The organism is Arthrobacter sp. K41 (genome assembly GCF_059089645.1).
Genome location: NZ_JBNHEW010000003.1, coordinates 340,303 through 357,718, shown reverse-complemented (window position 1 = coordinate 357,718; position 17,416 = coordinate 340,303). Strand labels below are relative to the sequence as shown.

The window sequence follows — 17,416 nt, the reverse complement described above, 5'->3', positions numbered from 1 at the left end:
TCCATGACTAAGACCACCCAGACCGCGAGGATCCTTGACGGCAAGGCAGCCGCGGCGGCCATCAAGTCGGAGCTGACCGAGCGCGTCGCAGCCCTGAAGTCCCGCGGTGTCACACCCGGCATCGCCACCGTGCTCGTTGGCGCGGATCCGGCATCGCAGCTGTATGTGTCGATGAAGCACAAGCAGTCCGAAGAGATCGGGATGAACTCGATCCAGCGTGAGCTTCCGGGGGACGCCACCCAGGCCCAGGTTGAGACCCTGATTGACGAACTCAATGCGGACCCGGCCTGCCACGGTTACATCGTGCAGCTGCCGCTGCCCAAGCACCTGGACACGGACGCCATCCTTGAGCGCATCGACCCCGCCAAGGATGCCGACGGCCTGCACCCCACCAACCTGGGCCGGCTGGTGCTCAACGTCAACGGCGAAATCACCTCGCCGCTGCCGTGCACGCCCCGCGGCGTCATCGAGCTGCTGGAACGCAACGGGTACAGCCTCGCCGGCAAGCATGTGGTGGTGGTGGGCCGTGGAGTCACCATCGGGCGTTCCATCGGCCTGCTGCTCACGCGGCGCGCTGTAAACGCCACCGTGACCCTGACGCATACCGGCACGGAAAACCTTTCGGAACTGCTGCGGCAGGCCGACGTCATTGTGGGCGCGGCGGGTGCCAAGCACGTCGTCAAGGCTGCGGACGTGAAGCCGGGCGCAGCAGTGCTCGACGTCGGGGTCACCCGCGAAACCGATCCCGAAACGGGCAAGAGCAAGGTCCACGGCGACATTGAGCCCGCCGCGGCCGAGGTGGCGGGCTGGATCTCGCCCAACCCCGGCGGTGTCGGCCCGATGACCGTGGCGCTGCTGATGACCAACGTGGTGGAAGCCGCGGAACGCCAGGCAGCGAACGCCGGGTAGTCCGGACTTCTCAACGACGGCGGCCCGCTCCCTGTGCACCCGGGGGCGGTCCGCCGTCGTACTTTAACCCGGGCAGGCTAAAGTCCCCTTCCACCTGCCCGGCAGCTCTACTAGTCTGCGGAGGGTGCACAACAAAGCCAGCGTTTCCTCCAGCGCCGCCGCCGGCGCCGTCGAACCAGCCGCGGAACACCCCACTGAAGCCCGCCGCACCGTCATCACCGCGGAGAACCTAACCAAGACCTACGCCGAGGTAACCGCCGTCGACGGCATCTCCTTCAGCGTCCCGGCGGGCGAGTCCTTCGGCCTGCTGGGACCCAACGGCGCCGGCAAGTCCACCACCATGAAGATGATCGGCGGGGTCACGCGTCGCTCCTCCGGCAGCCTCCGCATCATGGGCCTGGATCCGGATTCCCACGGGCCGGAAGTACGCGCGCACCTGGGCGTGGTGCCGCAGCAGGACAACCTGGACGAGGAACTGCGCGTCCGGGACAACCTGCTGGTGTACGGGCGCTACTTCGGGCTGCCCATGAGCTACCTGAAACCGAAGGCGGATGAGCTGCTGGAGTTTGCCCAGCTGACGGACAAGGCAAAGTCCAAGGTGGATGCACTTTCCGGAGGCATGAAGCGGCGGCTGACCATCGCCCGCTCGCTCATCAACGAACCGCGGATCCTGCTGCTGGACGAACCCACCACCGGACTGGACCCGCAGGCCCGGCACATCCTCTGGGACCGGCTGTTCCGGCTCAAGGAGCAGGGCGTCACGTTGATCCTCACCACCCACTACATGGATGAGGCCGAGCAGCTGTGCGACCGGCTCATCGTGGTGGACAAGGGCCGGATCATGGCCGAGGGGTCACCGGCGGAGCTGATCCGCGGCCACTCCACCAGGGAGGTGGTTGAGTTGCGGTTCGGGTCCGAACGGAACGCCACCATCTCCGCCGAGCTGGACGGCATCGGGGAGCGGCTTGAGGTGCTGCCGGACCGGGTGCTGATTTACGCGCACGACGGCGAGGCCGCCCTCGAGCAGGTAGCCTCCCGCGGCCTGCGGCCGCTGACCTCGCTGGTCCGGAGGTCATCGCTGGAAGACGTGTTCCTCCGGCTCACAGGCAGGAGCCTCGTTGAGTGAAAAGACCGGGCCAGGGGTAAGGGCAGGCCGGGCGGGTGCGCCGGCCAGCCCGCACGGCCCGGAGGCAGCGGCGGCGAAGGCGAGGCGCTGGGGCGCCTTCTACTACGCCGAACAGGTGCTCCGGGTGATGAAGGGGTACAGCTGGTCCATCATCATGTACAGCGTGGGCCACCCGGTGGCCTACCTGTTCGCCATGGGCGTGGGGCTGGCCACACTTGTTGACTCCCAGGGGGCGGGAGCCTTTGGGGGAGTGGGTTACGTGACGTTCGTGGCGCCGGCCCTTGTGGTCTCGGCAGCAGTCATGACGGCCGCGAACGAATTCACCTTTCCCGTGATGGACGGCTTCAAGTGGCGCCGGACGTACTACGGCCCGCACGCCTCGCCGCTGACGCCCCAGCAGATAGCTGCCGGCCACATCATGGCAGTGACCCTGCGGTTCCTGCTGCAGTCCGCCGTCTATTTTGCGGCCGTTGCCCTTTTCGGTGCTGCGCCCGGCGGCTGGGGCTGGGCCACCATCCTGGTTGCCACCCTGGCAGGGCTCTCCTTTGGGCTGCCGCTGATGGCCTACGCGGCGTCCATTACCGAGGATAAGGGCCAGTTCGCGCTGGTGATGCGTTTCATCGTGATGCCGCTCTTCCTGTTCTCCGGCACCTTCTTTCCGCTGGACAGCCTCCCGTTGATGGTGCGGTGGATTGGCTGGATCTCGCCGATCTGGCATGGCACCGAACTGGGCCGTGTCTTCAGCTACGGGTACCAGGAGCCGCCGCTGCTGACTCTCCTGCACGCCGTGGTGCTGGCGGGCCTGGCAGTGCTTGGCTGGTTCCTGACGCGGCGGCAGTTCGCGGCAAGGATGGGCCGATGAGCGCAGGCACGCACATGAAGAGCCCGGCGGACATAGCCCGCAACAGGACGTTCGGGCCGCTGTATTCCCGTAACGCCAGGGCGGTGATTTCCCGCGGCCTGCTGGCTACGAAGAGCACCAACTGGCTGGTAATGCTTTCCGGCTTCTTTGAACCGGTCCTGTTCCTGATCTCAATGGGAGTGGGGCTCGGCGCCATAGTGGGTTCCGTCCAGGGTCCCGGCGGCGGGGAGATCAGCTACGCAGCCTACATTGCCCCGGCCCTGCTGGCGGTCTCCGCGATGAACGGCGCCGTCTACGACTCAACCTGGAACGTGTTCTTCAAGATGAACTTCGCGAAGCTGTACCAGGGCATGCTGTACACGTCCCTGGGGCCGCTGGATGTTGCACTGGGTGAGATCTTCCTGGCCCTTCTGCGCGGACTTCTCTACGCGATGGGGTTCACCGCGGTGATGGGCGTGATGGGGTTGATCACCACGCCGTGGGCGCTGCTAATGGTTCCGGCCTCTGTGCTGATCGCCTTCGGGTTCGCCAGCATCGGTATGGGGATCACCAGCTTCCTGAAAACGTTCCAGCAGATGGATTGGATCAACTTCATCATGCTGCCCATGTTCCTGTTCAGCGCCACGTTCTACCCGCTCAGCGTCTACCCGCAGGCGGTTCAATGGCTGATCCAGGCCATGCCGCTGTGGCACGGGGTGGAACTGCTGCGCCAGATCAGCGTTGGCATCTTCACCCCGGCAACGCCCCTCCACATCGGCTACTACCTGGTGATGACCGCCGTCGGAATGCTGCTGACCACCGTGCGGCTGCGGGCGCTGTTCCTGAAGTAGCTGGGCCTAACCAGGTAGCAGTAACTGTCGTTTTCAGCCCTCAAAACGACAGTTACTGCTACTTGGATGGGGGTGTTCGCCGGGGGTGGAAGGCGGCGGAAGCATACTCCGGTGTTTGAGAGAATGGGTGCATGCAATCTCTGGGCAGCTCCACATCATCCTCCAAACCCGCCAGGGGCGGGTTTTCCATGTTCCGGATCAGCGGACCGGGGCTGATGGTCCTCGTCACCGCGTTCGTTGTGGCAGTGATCTTCGCCGCCAACCAGAACGACGTCGTGGGCTGGGTTGTTGCCATCATCGCCGCCTTCTGGCTCGCGCTCGCATGCTTTGTTGTCTTCAGTATCCAGAAGGCCGCCAAGAAAGCCGGAGCCAAGCTGACCGAAGCCCAGAACGCGTTCACCACAGCCGCCGGACGCGGACCGTCCTCCTACGTGGACCAGGGCGGGACCCGGGTTGTTGCCGAGCGGAGCCAGGCCGAAGAGGTCCGGGACCTCAAGCTGGACCACTCCTTCAAAATCGTCCAGGTGCAGATCCGCGTGGTGGAGGAGGAGCGTGCCAAGGGTGCGGCCGCCAACCAGGACACCATCAACCGGGCCCTTGAAACCATTGAGATCACAGCCACGAATGCCAGGGACATGATCAAGTCCTCCGGCGGAGGCGGAGAGCCGGTCACCGGAACCATCATCGACTAGAGTGGAGCGGGTGATCTCGGCATTGAAGAAGGACCACCTTCGCATCGCATCCGTTAACGTCAACGGCCTTCGTGCCGCTTACAAAAACGGCATGGCGGCGTGGCTTGAGCCGCGCGAAGTGGACATCCTCTGCCTGCAGGAAGTCCGCGCGCCCGACGCCATCGTCCGGCAGCTGCTGGGTGACGGCTGGCACATCCTGCATGCCGAGGCTGAAGCCAAAGGCCGTGCCGGCGTCGCAATCGCTTCCCGCGAAGAGCCCCTCGACACTCGGAACGGCATCGGTGACGATTATTTCGCCGCCGCCGGCCGCTGGGTAGAGGCTGACTTCCGGTTCGCTGATGCCGCCGGGCGCCCGGTCCAGCTCACGGTTGCAAGCGCCTACGTCCACTCCGGCGAGGTGGGCACCGCCAAACAGGACGACAAGTTCCGGTTCCTGGATGCCATGAGCACCCGCCTGCCGGAACTGACCAAGCACAGCGACCACGCCCTGGTGGTGGGGGACCTCAACGTGGCCCACACGCCTTTGGACATCCGGAACTCCAAGGGCAACGTCAAGAAGGCGGGCCACCTGCCCGAAGAACGCGCCTACTTTGACCGGTTCTTCGGCGAGGAGATCGGCTGGCAGGACGTCCACCGCAACCTGGCCGGCGAGGTTGACGGACCCTATACCTGGTGGTCGCAGCGCGGAAAGGCGTTCGACAACGACACCGGCTGGCGCATCGACTACCACCTGGCCACCCCTGCACTGGCTTCGGCCGCCATCTCGGCGGTTGTGGACCGGGCCGCTTCGTGGGACACCCGCTTCTCCGACCATGCCCCGCTGGTAGTCGATTACCAGCTCTGAGCCCGAAGGTTTCCTCCCCATGACTAGCCAGACTTCCCCGGCAACCAAAAAGCGCATCCTTTCCGGCGCCAAGCCCACCGCGGATTCGCTGCATCTTGGCAACTACATCGGCGCGGTCCGCAACTGGGTGGACATGCAGGCGGAGTACGACGCCGTGTTCTTCATCCCGGACCTGCACGCCATCACCGTGGACTTCGACCCCGCTGAGCTGGCCAGGCGCACCCGCATTGTCGCTGCCCAGTACATTGCCGCCGGCATTGATCCGGACAAGAGCATCTTCTTTGTCCAGTCGCATGTGCCCGAGCACGCCCAGCTGGCCTGGGCGTTGAACTGCATCACCGGTTTCGGTGAAGCCTCCCGCATGACCCAGTTCAAGGACAAAACGCAGAAGTCCGGCGCCGACGCCGCAACCCTGGGACTGTTCGCCTATCCCACCCTCATGGCCGCGGATATCCTGCTGTACCAGACTGACCTGGTGCCGGTGGGGGAGGACCAGCGCCAGCACCTGGAGCTGACCCGGAACCTGGCCCAGCGCTTCAACACAAGGTTCGGTCCCACGTTCACAGTGCCGGAGGCCACGATCGTCAAGGAACGCGCCAAGATCTACGACCTCCAGAACCCCAGCGCCAAGATGTCCAAGACCGGGGAGTCGCCCAACGGAGCAATCCAGCTGCTGGAGGATCCAAAGATCGCCGCCAAACGCATCAAGTCCGCAGTGACCGACGCCGGGACGGAGATCCGGTTCGACACCGAAGAAAAGCCCGGTGTCTCGAACCTGCTGACCATCTACTCGTCCCTGACGGGCAAGTCCGTTGCGGAACTCGAGACCGAGTACCAGGGGAAGATGTACGGCCACCTGAAGGTGGACCTCGCAGAGGTGGTGGTGGAGTTCGTTACCCCGCTCCGTGACCGGACCAACGAGCTGATGTCAGACCCGGCGGAACTGGACCGGCTGCTGGCGCTCGGCGCCGAGCGCGCCCGCGAAATTGCGTCGGTAACCCTCGGCCAGGTTTACGAGCGCATGGGGTTCCTCCCGTCCTTCTCCCTCGCAGGAGTCCGCTAGCGCCATGCCGTCCAGCAAAGTCACCGCAAGGGAAGGATCCCGCTCCGCCAAGGCGGCGGGAATGTCCGCTAACCCTCAAGGCGACCCAGCGGAGGCCCCCGGTGGGAGGATTGCCACCACCAACCGCGCGGAAGACGTCAGCGTGGGCGTCATCCTGGGTTTCCCTCCGGACGTGGCTGAAGAGCTGCAGCGCTGGCGGGCCTCCTTCGGGGACCCGCTCGCGGACGTGGTCCCGGCCCACATCACGCTGGTCACCACCACTCCGACGCAGGACTGGGAAGCCACGCGGGAGCATGTCCGGGAAGTGGCCCGGAACCAAAGCCCCTTCATGGTCACCATCGCCGGCACCGGGTCGTTCCGTCCGGTTTCACCCGTGGTGTACATCAACGTGGAAGACGGTTTCTCGGACTGCGTGGACCTGCACGAAAAGCTCCAGCAGGGCCCGCTCCAGCGGGATCTGCCCTTCGCCTACCACCCGCACGTCACCATCGCCCACGACGTCGCCCCGGAAAGCCTCGACGAAGCCGAAACGGTGCTGAAGAGCTACAGGGCCACCTTCCCCGTAGTTAGCATGGGACTTTACGAGCATGATGCTGACGGCATCTGGCAGCTACGGGAAGAGCTGGACTTTGGGACCGAAACTGACAACGACGCCGGCACCGGACCCGCGGACGACGCCCCGGGCGCAGCAGCCCAAGCAAGCGGAAGAACAGCCACTTCCCACTGAACAGGCCAGGCTGAAGCTCGCCGTCATCCGGAAGCGGATGGAATGGGGCAAGGCCCGCAGGGCAGGCGGGGGCTCCTTCCCGGCACTGATGGCCATGTTCCAATGGATCCTTGCCAGGCTCAACGCCCTCCGGCCGATGCGTGCGTTCCGGCACTACAGCCTGCAGCGCGGGCCGCTGATGAGCGCCGGAATCGGCTTCAACATGTTTTTTTCCATCACCGGACTTCTCACCACAGGCTTCTCCATTGCCGGACTGGTGCTGCGCGGACAGCCCGCGCTCCTGGACATAGTCATCAGCAGTGCCGCCTCCAGCGCTCCCGGGCTCCTGAAGCTGAACGGCGGCCCGGGACTGGTGGATCCGCAGGAAATGCTGAATCCGGACGGACTGGGCTGGACAGCGGTAATCGGCTCGCTGGTCACCGTCATCACCTCGTTGCGCTGGATCTCCGGTATCCGTGACGGCCTGCGCGGCGTGCTGGAACTGCCGCCGCTGCTGGTCAACCCCATCCTCCTGAAGCTGCGGGACGCCGGGACGCTGCTGTTGCTGGGGGTGGCGCTGGTGATCAGTGCCGGCGCCTCCCTGGTGTTCGGAACCGCTGCAGGATGGGTCTCCGATGTCCTGCGGCTCGGCGACGCCTTGGCCGGGCCCCTGGCCACGTCTGTCAAAATCTCCGTGCCGCTGGTGCTGAGCTGGGCAACAGCTGTCATCATGTACAGGTTCGCCGCCGGACTGAAGCTCTCACGCCGTGCGCTGCTGGAAGGGACCATCCTGGCGGCAGTCGGCACCGGGGTGCTTCAGATTTTCAGCACCGAACTGCTGGCCGGCGCCAGCCGCAATCCCATCCTGGCGCCGTTCGCCATCATCATCGGCCTGCTGATCTGGTTCAACCTGGTGAGCCAGGTCTACCTCGTCTCGGCGGGCTGGGCCGCCGTCCGGGAAGCCGACCTCAGGCACCAGCCTTCGGCGCAGGAGAAGGGCATCTGGGGATCCCGGCAGGTCCAGCCCGGAAAGGTGCCCGTCTCGCCCGGCAAGGCACTTGTGCAGGCTGACAGTGCCGCCCCGGCTACTGGCCGGCGTCGAGGTACTGGTCGGCCCAGGCAGCGATAATCCGGGCGGCCCGTGCCGCCTGTCCCTTCCCTGTCAAGAGGTGGTCGCTGCCTTCAAGGGACACGAAGTTCCGGGGGTGCCGGGCCGTCTGGAAGATGGTGCTCGCATTTTCGATGCCCACGGTGTTGTCCGTGGGGGAGTGCAGCACCATCAGCGGCTTGTGAAGCTGCTTGATGCAGTCGGTCAGGTCAGCGTTCTCCAGGTCATCCACAAAATGCTTGCGGATCTCCACGCGCTTCCCGCCGAGGTCCACTTCCGCGCTGCCTTCGTTCAGGATCTTATCCAGGGCGGCGTCGAAAACGTGCGCCACGTGCTTGGGCGAGAAGGGGGCGCCAACGGTAGCGACGGCGTCGAGCTCGGGGATTTCCCGCGCAGCAGCCAGTACGGCGGCGCCGCCAAAGGAGTGCCCCACCAGCAGGGAGATTTGCTTCCCCTCGCTGCGCATGAATTCCGCCGCCTTCACCGTGTCGGCCACCTTGTGGCTGAAGGAACCCGCGGACCATTCGCCGGCTGAGCCGCCCAGGCCCAGGTTGTCGAACCGCAGCATACCCACCCCGCTGTCTGCCAGCGCCTTGCACATTCGTGAAGCGGAGGGCGCGTCCTTGCCCAGCGTGAAACCGTGGGAGAAGACGCCCCACCCTTTCACCGGTCCGTCGGGGACGTCGATGATGCCGGAGAGCATTTCGCCGGTGGAACCTGCAAAGGTAACTTTCTCAGAGCGGGACACTCCCGTCCCCTTTCGGTTTGGTACGAATGGCTGTGGGCCCACGCCACCGGGTTCCCTGGTCAGGGAGCGGGTTGGGGAGAAACGACGACGGCGCTGACCCCTCAGGTGGGGGACAGCGCCGTCGTCTGCTGGATCCTAGGTCAGATCTTGCGGGAGAGGATGGCCTGCTTGACTTCCTGGATGGCCTGGGTCACCTGGATGCCGCGGGGACATGCTTCGGAGCAGTTGAAGGTGGTGCGGCAGCGCCACACGCCTTCCTTGTCGTTGAGGATCTCAAGGCGCATGTCGCCGGCGTCGTCGCGTGAATCGAAGATGAAGCGGTGCGCGTTGACAATCGCCGCCGGTCCGAAGTACTGGCCGTCGGTCCAGAACACAGGACAGGAGGACGTGCACGCGGCGCAAAGGATGCACTTGGTGGTGTCATCGAAACGTTCACGGTCATCGGCGGACTGAAGGCGTTCCTTGGTGGGCTCGTGGCCCTTGTTGATGAGGAACGGCATGACCTCGCGGTAGGACTGGAAGAACGGCTCCATGTCCACAATGAGGTCCTTCTCAACCGGCAAGCCCTTGATGGGCTCCACGGTGATGGGCTTGGACGTATCCAGGTCCTTCAGGAGCGTCTTGCAGGCGAGACGGTTGCGGCCGTTGATGCGCATGGCATCCGAACCGCAAACGCCGTGCGCGCAGGAGCGGCGGAAGGACAGGCTGCCGTCCATTTCCCACTTGACCTTGTGCAGGGCGTCGAGGACTCGGTCAGTGCCGTACATGGTGAGGTGGAAGTCATCCCACGTGGCTTCCCCGGAAACTTCCGGGTTGTAGCGGCGCACGCGCATGTGCACATCGAACGTAGGGATCTCCCCGCCACCGCCAACGCCGGCAGGCAGTTCAATTTTTGAGGCTGGCTCAGCGGTTTCAGCGGTCATCTTAGTACTTCCTCACCATCGGCTCGTAGCGGGTAAAGACAACCGGCTTGGTGTCCAGGCGGATGCCGGCCGTTACTGCAGCGTCTGCTGCAACCGTTCCGTCCGCCGGGGCGAGGTCGTCCTTGTACGCCATGGAGTGCTTCATGAATTTCTCGTCGTTGCGTTCCGGGAAGTCCTCGCGGAAATGTCCGCCGCGGGACTCCTCGCGGTGCAGGGCCGCCACGGTCATCACCTTGGCGAGCTCCAGCAGGAAGCCGAGTTCAACGGCCTCAAGCAGGTCAAGGTTGAAGCGCTTGCCCTTGTCCTGGACGTTAATGCGCTTGTACCGCTCCTCGAAGGAGGCGATATCGCGCAGCACCTGGTTCAGGGTCTCCGCGGTGCGGAACACCTGCATGTTGGCGTCCATGGTGTCCTGGAGTTCCTTGCGGATCACGGCCACCTTTTCTTCGCCGACGCCGTTGCGGGCAATGTCCAGCAGTTCGGTGGTGTAACCCACCGGGTTCTCCGGCAGTTCCACAAAATCGGCCGTCCTGGCGTATTCAGCCGCGGCGATACCGGCACGCTTGCCGAACACGTTGATGTCCAGCAGCGAGTTGGTGCCCAAACGGTTGGAGCCGTGGACGGAGACGCACGCAACCTCGCCGGCTGCGTACAGGCCGGGAACCACGGTGTCGTTGTCCTGCAGGACTTCGGTGGTGATGTTGGTGGGGATGCCGCCCATGGCGTAGTGCGCGGTGGGGAACACGGGAACTGGCTCCGTGTAGGGCTCCACGCCGAGGTAGGTGCGGGCAAACTCGGTGATGTCCGGAAGCTTGGCATCGATGTGCGCCGGTTCCAGGTGCGTGAGGTCCAGGAGGACGTAGTCCTTGTTCGGGCCGCAGCCGCGGCCTTCGCGGACCTCGTTGGCCATGGAACGGGCCACGATGTCACGGGGCGCCAGGTCCTTGATGGTGGGGGCGTAGCGCTCCATGAAGCGCTCACCCTCGGAGTTGCGCAGGATTGCCCCTTCACCGCGGGCGGCTTCGGACAGGAGGATGCCCAGGCCGGCGAGACCGGTCGGGTGGAACTGGAAAAACTCCATGTCCTCCAAGGGGATGCCGCGGCGGAACGCGATGCCCATGCCGTCACCGGTGAGGGTGTGGGCGTTGGAGGTGGTCTTGAAGACCTTGCCGGCGCCACCGGAAGCGAACACCACGGACTTGGCCTGGAAGACGTGCAGCTCGCCTGATGCGAGGTCGTAGGAGACCACACCGGCAACGCGCTTCTGCTTGTACGGCGTGCCGTCCGCACGGACTGCGTCCTCTTCCACCGTCAGCAGGTCCAGGACATAGTACTCGTTGTAGAACTCGACGTTGTGCTTGACGCAGTTTTGGTACAGCGTCTGCAGGATCATGTGGCCGGTGCGGTCCGCGGCGTAGCACGCCCTGCGGACGGGGGCCTTGCCGTGGTCGCGGGTGTGGCCGCCGAACCGGCGCTGGTCGATCCGTCCCTCCGGCGTGCGGTTGAACGGCAGGCCCATCTTTTCCAGGTCCAACACAGCGTCGATGGCTTCCTTGGCCATGACCTCTGCCGCGTCCTGGTCCACCAGGTAATCGCCGCCCTTGACGGTGTCGAACGTGTGCCACTCCCAGTTGTCTTCCTCGACATTTGCAAGGGCTGCACACATGCCACCCTGCGCCGCACCAGTGTGCGAGCGGGTGGGGTAGAGCTTGGTCAGTACTGCTGTGCGGGCGCGTTGACCGGATTCGATCGCGGCGCGCATGCCAGCGCCGCCGGCACCGACGATGACGACGTCGTACTTATGGACCTGCATACCAGACGCTCTTTCTCTCAATATTCGCAATAAAACAAGGGGCGGGCGTTGCCCGCTCCGCAAAACAGGGCCCGCGGTTAAACCCGCGGGCCCGGGATGCCGCCGATACTAGGCAGGGCAGAATCCGCCCGGCAGGGGAACGCCGTCAACCACGGGACACGGGTCGAAGGTGAAGATCACCAGGGTGCCCAGCACGATGATGACCACAGTGGCCGAGTAGAGGACGGTCTTCAGCCAGCGGCGGGTTGAATCCTTTTCCGCGTAATCGTTGATGATGGTGCGGACACCGTTGGTGCCGTGCAGCATGGCCAACCAGAGCATGGTGAGGTCCCAGAACTGCCAGAACGGGTCGGCCCACTTGCCGGCAACAAAACCGAAGTCGATGGCGTGGATGCCTTCACCCACCAGGAGGTTCACGAAGAGGTGGCCGAAGATGAGGACTACAAGCACTACCCCGGAGAGCCGCATGAACAGCCAGGCGATCATTTCGAAGTTGCCCCGGCTGCCGCCGGTGCGGCGGTACTGGGGGGCAATGCGCCCGCTGCGCGGGCTCTCGATGGTTGCGGACATGGCTTAGTGACCTCCAAGCGCGAGGGACAGGTGGCGGATGGAGAAGGCGACCATGGTGACTACCCAGAGGCCAAGGACTGCCCAGAGCATCTGGCGCTGGTACTTGGCGCCCTTCTTCCAGAAGTCCACCGCGATGATGCGCAGGCCGTTGAAAGCGTGGAAAACGATGGCGGCAACCAGGCCGGTTTCACCCAGGGCCATCAGCGGGTTCTTGTAAGCACCGATCACCGCGGTGTAGGCCTCCGGAGACACCCGCACCAGGGAGGTGTCCAGGACATGGACCAACAAGAAGAAAAAGATCACTACACCGGTGATTCGGTGTCCTACCCAGGACCACATGCCTTCACGGCCGCGGTACAAGGTGCCAGCTGGTTTTGTCGGCACTGATAAACCTCCCTGCAACACAGCGGCGCTGGCATGGGATCCACGCGGGGGGAACGCCTGCTGCGAGAGCACTCGTAGCTCGGAGCCTAAATTTAGGCTCAGGCACCAGCTTATTCAATTTAGGGAGGCCTTGGTGCCCGCTGGCGGCAAGGAATCCCCCAATTTAAGAGACAAATACCACATTCACCTCCCCGCCGTGCTTAATTGGGGCGGGCTGTGGAGCCGGACGGGCCGCCGGAAGCGGGTCGGCTAAAGTAGGCCTTGATGAGTACAGACAAAGTGACAAGCCCGGTTTCACCCCTTGACCGCTTCATCGCGGTGATCCCGGCAGGCGGAGTGGGGACCCGCCTTTGGCCCCTGTCGCGAGCCGCAGCTCCCAAGTTCCTGCACGATCTCACCGGTTCAGGCAGCACACTGCTGCGCGCCACCTACGACCGGCTGCACCCGCTTGCGGGCCACCGGGTCCTGGTGGTTACCGGCCAAGCCCACCGTGAAGCAGTATGCCGGCAGCTTCCCGAGGTCCAGGATGCTGACCTTGTCCTGGAGTCGGAGCCAAAGGATTCAGGGGCTGCGATCGGCCTTGCTGCTGCCATCCTCCATGAGCGCGATCCGGACACCATCATGGGCTCCTTTGCCGCGGACCAGGTGATCAGCCCGGACAGCCTGTTCCAGCAGGCGGTGCAAGAGGCGATCCACACTGCCGCCGCAGGCAAGATTGTGACCATCGGCATCAAACCCACCCACCCGTCCACCGGGTTCGGCTACATCCGCTCCGGCCAGGACCTGCGCATCGAGGGTGCACCTAGCGCCCAGGACGTCGTGGAGTTCGTTGAAAAGCCGAACGAGGAAGTGGCCCAGCAGTACGTGGACAGCGGCAACTACGTATGGAATGCCGGCATGTTCGTCGCTCCGGTTGCTTTGCTGCTCAAGCACCTCGAAGCGAACCAGCCCGAACTGTTCCAGGGACTGCAGGAAATTGCGCGCGCCTGGGACACTCCTGCCCGGGATGAGGTCACGGCCCGCGTGTGGCCCACGCTGCCCAAGATCGCCATTGACTACGCCGTTGCCGAACCTGCCGCCGAGGCCGGGGACGTCGCCGTCGTGCCCGGTTCCTTCCGCTGGGACGACGTCGGTGACTTTGCATCCGTGGGCCGGCTGAACAGCGCACGGGAAGTGGACGATGTCACGGTGCTGGGGGAGGGCGCCCGCGTCTTCACCGAGAACTCCAGCGGTGTGGTGGTCAGCGACACTAAGCGCGTGATTGCCCTCATCGGCATTGAGGACGTTGTCATCGTGGACACCCCGGATGCCCTGCTTGTGACCACCATGGCCAACTCGCAGCGGGTCAAGGCGGCGGTCGACGCCCTCAAGGCCAGCGGGGATACCGACGTTCTCTAAGGCGGTTGTTGCGGCATCGCGGTTCCCGGATGTAACGCGGGGACCGCGATAACCCGTATTCCGGTGTCCCTCGCTAGAGTGAACCAGTGCGCAATTACACTACGGAAGCCGAGCCCACCGCACTGGTGGCTCCATGGCTTGAGCCGCTCCTGCCGGAACTGATCGACTTCCGCAGGGACCTGCATGCGCACCCGGAACTGTCCTTCAAGGAGTTCCGGACCACGGACAAGCTGGCAGACCGGCTCGAGGCCGCCGGCCTGAACCCGCGCCGCCTGGAGGGCACCGGACTCACCGTGGACGTGGGCGAAGGCCCAATCGCCACCGCGCTGCGGGGCGATATCGATGCCTTGCCCATCATCGAGGAAACCGGCCTGCCCTTTGCCTCGAAAAACCACGGCGTCACGCACGCGTGCGGCCATGACGTCCACACCACCACCATGCTGGGCATCGCCCTGGTGCTGCACCGGATGCACCTGGAGGAGCCCCTGGGCGCCACCGTCCGCATCATCTTCCAGCCCGCGGAGGAAACCATGCCCGGCGGTGCCCACTCGTGCATCGAGCAGGGCGTCCTGGACGGCGTACCCAGGATCCTGGCCCTGCACTGCGATCCCCGCATCGAAGCGGGCAAGATCGGTACCCGCATCGGTGCCATCACCTCGGCGTCGGACACCATCCGTATTGAACTTTCCGGCCGCGGGGGCCACACGTCCCGTCCGCACCTGACCGAGGACCTTGTGTTCGCCCTGGCCCAGATCGCCGTCAATGTTCCCGCCGTCCTGTCCCGCCGCGTGGATGTCCGGAGCGGGGTCTCGGTGGTGTGGGGCCAGATTTCCGCCGGCTCGGCGCCCAATGCCATCCCGGGGACCGGCTATATGGCCGGGACAATGCGCTGCCTGGACCGCGAGGCGTGGCACGCCGCCGGGGAGCTGCTGGATGAGGTGGTGCACCAGGTGGCTGCCCCCTACGGTGTTGACGTGCGCCTGGAGCACACCAGGGGAGTGCCTCCGGTAGTCAACTCCGAACACGAGACGGCCATCATCGAAGCATCGGCGCGGGCGGAAATTGGCGAAAGCGCCGTAGTGCTTACCCCGCAGTCCATGGGCGGGGAGGACTTCGCCTGGTTCCTCGCCGAACTGCCCGGCGCCATGATGCGCCTTGGCACCAAGACGCCCGGCGGCGAGGAATATGACCTCCACCGCGGCGACTACATCCTGGACGAGCGTGCGCTGGGCCTCGGCATCCGCGTTCTCACGGCTGCCGCGCTTCGCACTATCCGCGACCTCTAAAAACCAAGGCGCAGGCGCAAGCGCAGTCGCAATCCGCGCACTTAGCCCGGCCGCCCGGCACTTGCCATGTCGCCCGCTACTAAGTTGTGCACAATTCAATTGCCCACTAAGCTGCTTCCATGACTGATGCTCCACGGCTGGACCGCCAAGTGTGCTTTGCGCTCTACTCGGCGTCCCGCGCAGCAACCGCGGTCTACCGGCCCGTCCTGGAAGAGCTCGGCCTGACCTATCCCCAGTACCTGGTCATGCTGGTGCTCTGGGAGGACGAACCGCGCGGCGTGAAGGAACTGGGCCAGGAGCTCGGCCTGGATTCCGGTACTCTCTCGCCCCTGCTGAAGCGCCTGGAGTCACTGGGCCTGGTGGAGCGCCGCAGGTCCGGGGAAGACGAGCGCCGTGTCGCCATCCACCTGACGGCCGCCGGGCGGGAGCTCAGCGGCAAGGCCGGTGCCATCCCCAAGCGCCTGGCCGAGGCTGCAGGTCTTACGCCCGCGGAACTGGATCAGCTCCACAACACTCTGGGCCGTTTGACGGCCGCCCTCCAGCGCAGCCGCTGACAGCATCAGCCGCCACGTTTTTCAACCACCAAGACAGGACGGATCACCGTGAAACCTCTCTACACTGCAGAAGCACTCGCCTCGGGCGAAGGGCGCGACGGGAATGCGCGGACCAACGACGGCAAGCTGGACGTCACACTGTCCAGCCCCGTGGAGCTGGGCGGAAACGGCCAGGGCACCAATCCCGAGCAACTCTTCGCAGCCGGCTACGCAGCCTGCTTCCACTCCGCACTCCGCCTGGTGGGCCGCCAGGAACGGGCCGACCTGACAGACTCTGCGGTGGCTGCCAAGGTCCACCTCGGCAAGCTGGACGATGCCGGCTTCGGCCTCGCCGCGGAGCTGGAGATTGCGCTGCCGGCGCTGGATCTTGCCACCGCAGAGGCGTTGGTGGCCAAGGCCCATGAGATCTGCCCGTACTCCAACGCCACACGGGGAAACATCAGCGTGGACATCAGGATCATGGAATTCGCTGCATGAGCCTCGGAACCCTTCCGGCAACGACCCGCGAAATCCGCCTGGCCTCCCGTCCCGTGGGCCGCCCCGACGCCGGCAACTTCGAGCTTGCCGAGTCGCCGCTGCCCGGGCTCCAGGAGGGGCAGATCCTGGTCCGGAATCTTTACATGTCCGTCGACCCCTACATGCGGGGACGCATGAACGACGTTAAGTCCTACTCTGCGCCCTTCGCGCTGGACAAAGCGCTCGACGGCGGCGCCGTAGGCGAGGTGATCGCGTCCCGTTCCACCGAACACCAGGAAGGGGACGTTGTGGTGCACAACCTGGGCTGGCGCGAGTATGCAGTGGTGGACGCAGGTACGGCACAGCAGGTCCGCACAGCCCTTGCTCCGGCGTCCGCCTTTCTCGGTGCACTGGGCATGACAGGGCTGACCGCCTACGCCGGACTGCTGAAGGTGGCCGAATTCAAAGCGGGTGACGCGGTGTTCGTCTCCGGTGCCGCGGGAGCGGTGGGTTCACTGGTTGGCCAGATTGCCAAAGCGATGGGTGCCTCGCGGGTGATCGGATCCGCGGGCTCGCCAGCCAAAGTGGCCCGGCTCCTTGAGCTCGGCTTTGACGCCGCCTTCGATTACCACAACGGCCCAGTGCGAGGGCAGTTGAACGAAGCAGCCGGCCCCGGCGGCATCGACGTCTATTTCGATAACGTCGGCGGCGAGCACCTTGAGGCAGCCTTGGCCGCCCTCAACGTTGGCGGCCGCGTGGCAATGTGCGGAGCCATCGCCCAGTACAACTCAACCAAGCCGACTCCTGCTCCGCACAACCTGATGCTGGCCATCGGCAAGCAGCTCACCCTCAAGGGCTTCCTGGTGGGCGGCCAGCGCCAGCACGCGGCTGAGTTCGCCGGGAGGATGGCCGGCTGGCTGGCAGACGGCACCGTGCAGTACGACGAAACCATCGTTGACGGGCTGGAAAATGCGCCGCAGGCCTTTATGGACCTGCTTGACGGGGCCAACACCGGCAAGATGCTGGTCCGCCTCCAGCCCGCGCTGTAACAGGCCGGGCTTCAGCCAGGGGTGCCGCGCGGAGGCGGCGCCCCTACTGGTTGGTAACAACTTGTCAACAATCTCCGCGATCCGGAGCCACTGTG

Annotated in this window: 19 protein-coding genes; 14 read left to right on the top strand and 5 right to left on the bottom strand. The window is 64.9% G+C overall.

Annotated elements, in window-relative coordinates:
- Positions 1–3 precede the first annotated feature (3 nt).
- The 9 genes from AC5RTE_RS09275 to AC5RTE_RS09235 all read left to right on the top strand — a co-directional run bounded on the left by AC5RTE_RS09275 (position 4) and on the right by AC5RTE_RS09235 (position 8,161).
- A complete protein-coding gene (locus tag AC5RTE_RS09275) occupies positions 4–909 on the top strand; it encodes a bifunctional methylenetetrahydrofolate dehydrogenase/methenyltetrahydrofolate cyclohydrolase (RefSeq protein WP_494041092.1) in 906 nt (301 codons plus the stop codon).
- A 124-nt stretch (positions 910–1,033) separates the two neighbouring features.
- On the top strand, positions 1,034–2,035 hold the full coding sequence (locus AC5RTE_RS09270) for an ABC transporter ATP-binding protein (RefSeq protein WP_494041091.1): 1,002 nt from the start codon (positions 1,034–1,036) through the stop codon (positions 2,033–2,035).
- Positions 2,028–2,897: an ABC transporter permease gene (locus AC5RTE_RS09265; protein WP_494041090.1), complete on the top strand. Its 870-nt coding sequence runs from the start codon at positions 2,028–2,030 to the stop codon at positions 2,895–2,897. Before AC5RTE_RS09270 ends, AC5RTE_RS09265 begins: the two co-directional genes overlap by 8 nt.
- A complete protein-coding gene (locus tag AC5RTE_RS09260; protein ID WP_494041089.1) occupies positions 2,894–3,727 on the top strand; it encodes an ABC transporter permease in 834 nt (277 codons plus the stop codon). The genes AC5RTE_RS09265 and AC5RTE_RS09260 overlap by 4 nt, the downstream gene beginning before the upstream one ends.
- A gap of 131 nt (positions 3,728–3,858) precedes the next feature.
- Entirely contained in the window at positions 3,859–4,419 is a 561-nt protein-coding gene (locus tag AC5RTE_RS09255; RefSeq protein WP_494041088.1) for a hypothetical protein, read from the top strand.
- 10 nt (positions 4,420–4,429) lie between these two features.
- On the top strand, positions 4,430–5,263 hold the full coding sequence (locus AC5RTE_RS09250; RefSeq protein WP_494041087.1) for an exodeoxyribonuclease III: 834 nt from the start codon (positions 4,430–4,432) through the stop codon (positions 5,261–5,263).
- 19 nt (positions 5,264–5,282) lie between these two features.
- Positions 5,283–6,326: a tryptophan--tRNA ligase gene (trpS, locus tag AC5RTE_RS09245; RefSeq protein WP_494041086.1), complete on the top strand. Its 1,044-nt coding sequence runs from the start codon at positions 5,283–5,285 to the stop codon at positions 6,324–6,326.
- 4 nt (positions 6,327–6,330) lie between these two features.
- Positions 6,331–7,053, top strand: coding sequence for a 2'-5' RNA ligase family protein (locus tag AC5RTE_RS09240; protein ID WP_494041085.1), 723 nt, complete (start codon positions 6,331–6,333; stop codon positions 7,051–7,053).
- 37 nt (positions 7,054–7,090) lie between these two features.
- Positions 7,091–8,161, top strand: a complete 1,071-nt coding sequence (locus AC5RTE_RS09235) for a YihY/virulence factor BrkB family protein (protein WP_494041343.1) — start codon at positions 7,091–7,093, stop codon at positions 8,159–8,161.
- On the opposite strand, the gene AC5RTE_RS09230 is transcribed toward AC5RTE_RS09235, so the two are convergent.
- The 5 genes from AC5RTE_RS09230 to sdhC all read right to left on the bottom strand — a co-directional run bounded on the left by AC5RTE_RS09230 (position 8,118) and on the right by sdhC (position 12,578).
- Positions 8,118–8,888 carry an alpha/beta hydrolase family protein gene (locus AC5RTE_RS09230; protein ID WP_494041084.1) on the bottom strand — a complete coding sequence of 257 codons (771 nt, stop codon included), beginning with the start codon at positions 8,886–8,888 and terminating at the stop codon, positions 8,118–8,120. The two genes, AC5RTE_RS09235 and AC5RTE_RS09230, sit on opposite strands and share 44 nt — an antisense overlap.
- A 140-nt stretch (positions 8,889–9,028) precedes the next feature.
- Entirely contained in the window at positions 9,029–9,811 is a 783-nt protein-coding gene (locus tag AC5RTE_RS09225; protein WP_494041083.1) for a succinate dehydrogenase iron-sulfur subunit, read from the bottom strand.
- 1 nt (position 9,812) lies between these two features.
- On the bottom strand, positions 9,813–11,624 hold the full coding sequence (gene sdhA / locus AC5RTE_RS09220; protein ID WP_494041082.1) for a succinate dehydrogenase flavoprotein subunit: 1,812 nt from the start codon (positions 11,622–11,624) through the stop codon (positions 9,813–9,815).
- Positions 11,625–11,732: 108 nt separating this feature from the next.
- The gene (locus tag AC5RTE_RS09215) at positions 11,733–12,194 is read right to left on the bottom strand and encodes a succinate dehydrogenase hydrophobic membrane anchor subunit (RefSeq protein WP_050055919.1); all 462 of its coding nucleotides are present in this window, start codon (positions 12,192–12,194) and stop codon (positions 11,733–11,735) included.
- 3 nt (positions 12,195–12,197) lie between these two features.
- Positions 12,198–12,578: a succinate dehydrogenase, cytochrome b556 subunit gene (gene sdhC / locus AC5RTE_RS09210; protein WP_015936418.1), complete on the bottom strand. Its 381-nt coding sequence runs from the start codon at positions 12,576–12,578 to the stop codon at positions 12,198–12,200.
- 264 nt (positions 12,579–12,842) lie between these two features.
- Here sdhC and AC5RTE_RS09205 point away from each other — a divergent pair, with 264 nt between their 5' ends.
- The 5 genes from AC5RTE_RS09205 (at position 12,843) to AC5RTE_RS09185 (ending at position 17,321) form a co-directional block, all read left to right on the top strand.
- The gene (locus AC5RTE_RS09205; protein ID WP_494041081.1) at positions 12,843–13,976 is read left to right on the top strand and encodes a mannose-1-phosphate guanylyltransferase; all 1,134 of its coding nucleotides are present in this window, start codon (positions 12,843–12,845) and stop codon (positions 13,974–13,976) included.
- Positions 13,977–14,062: 86 nt separating this feature from the next.
- Positions 14,063–15,262 (top strand): amidohydrolase, encoded by a 1,200-nt coding sequence (locus tag AC5RTE_RS09200; protein WP_494041080.1) that lies wholly within the window; start codon positions 14,063–14,065, stop codon positions 15,260–15,262.
- A gap of 119 nt (positions 15,263–15,381) precedes the next feature.
- Positions 15,382–15,816, top strand: coding sequence for a MarR family winged helix-turn-helix transcriptional regulator (locus tag AC5RTE_RS09195; protein WP_494041079.1), 435 nt, complete (start codon positions 15,382–15,384; stop codon positions 15,814–15,816).
- Between the two features lie 48 nt (positions 15,817–15,864).
- Positions 15,865–16,293 (top strand): organic hydroperoxide resistance protein, encoded by a 429-nt coding sequence (locus AC5RTE_RS09190; protein WP_494041078.1) that lies wholly within the window; start codon positions 15,865–15,867, stop codon positions 16,291–16,293.
- On the top strand, positions 16,290–17,321 hold the full coding sequence (locus tag AC5RTE_RS09185) for an NADP-dependent oxidoreductase (protein WP_494041077.1): 1,032 nt from the start codon (positions 16,290–16,292) through the stop codon (positions 17,319–17,321). The genes AC5RTE_RS09190 and AC5RTE_RS09185 overlap by 4 nt, the downstream gene beginning before the upstream one ends.
- Positions 17,322–17,416 lie beyond the last annotated feature (95 nt).